This window comes from Allorhizobium borbori, assembly GCF_014196535.1.
GTDB lineage: Bacteria > Pseudomonadota > Alphaproteobacteria > Rhizobiales > Rhizobiaceae > Ectorhizobium > Ectorhizobium borbori.
The window spans coordinates 1-1,122 of sequence record NZ_JACIDU010000058.1; the positions used below are offsets into that span (position 1 = coordinate 1).

General features: G+C 60.9%; 1 pseudogene and 1 other annotated feature. The pseudogene reads left to right on the forward strand.

The window, feature by feature from the left end:
• Positions 1 to 44: 44 nt before the first annotated feature.
• A pseudogene (locus GGQ66_RS22900) lies at positions 45 to 1,089 on the forward strand (IS3 family transposase); the annotation flags it as partial.
• Positions 329 to 445 (forward strand) — a sequence feature (AL1L pseudoknot). It overlaps the preceding pseudogene by 117 nt.
• Positions 1,090 to 1,122: the final 33 nt, after the last annotated feature.

Consider the following 1,122-nt stretch of genomic DNA (forward strand, 5'->3'; position numbering starts at 1 on the left):
GCGCCGGATTTACCGGCGACCCCAACGCGTGAGAAGTAGGGTCTATGACAAGCGGAACGACGAATAAGTTCTCTCCTGAAGTCCGCGCCCGCGCCGTTCGAATGGTTGCGGAGCATGAAGCCGAGCATCCCTCCCGTTGGGCGGCGGTTTGCTCGATCGCCGCCAAGATCGGCTGCTCTGCACACACACTCAACGAATGGGTAAAGAAGGCCGAGGTTGATAACGGCAAGCGGGCTGGCCTGCCGAGCGATATGGCCGAGAAGATGAAGGCTCTGGAGCGGGAGAACCGCGAGCTTCGTCAGGCGAATGAGATACTGCGCAAGGCATCCGCGTATTTTGCCCAGGCGGAGCTCGACCGCCCACTGAAGCGATGATCTCCTTCATCGACGAACACCGCTCGGTGCTCGGGGTCGAGCCGATCTGCAGGCTGCTGCCGATTGCCCCGTCCACCTACTATGAGGTCATTGCCAAGCGCAGGGACGTGGGCCGTCTGTCGGCCCGCGAGCGGAATGATATCGCCATGAAGGTCGAGATACGCCGGGTGTTCAACGAGAACTTCCAGGTCTATGGCGTGCGGAAAGTCTGGCGACAGTTGCAGCGAGAGGGTCACGACATCGCCCGCTGCACCGTCGCTCGGCTCATGAGAATGATGGGCTTCAAGGTATCATTCGCGGCAAGCCCGTCAAAACCACCGTGTCGGACAAGGCCGCTCCATGCCCGCTCGACCGCGTGAACCGGCAGTTCCGTGCTCCCGCACCAAACATGCTTTGGCTCTCCGATTTCACCTATGTGGCCACCTGGCAGGGCTTCGTCTACGTGGCCTTCGTCATTGATGCATTTGCCCGCCGCATCGTCGGATGGAGAGCAAGCAGGACGGCGCAAGCGGGCTTTGTCCTCGATGCCCTCGACCAGGCACTTCATGATCGGCGACCCGCTCATCGCGGCGGGCTGGTTCACCATTCCGACCGCGGATCGCAATATGTGTCTATTCGCTATTCTGAACGGCTGGCGGAAGCGGGCATCGAGCCGTCTGTCGCAAGCGTTGGCGACAGCTACGACAACGCTCTCGCTGAAACGATCAACGGTCTTTAAAAGGCCGAGGTCATCCATCGGCGAGGACCG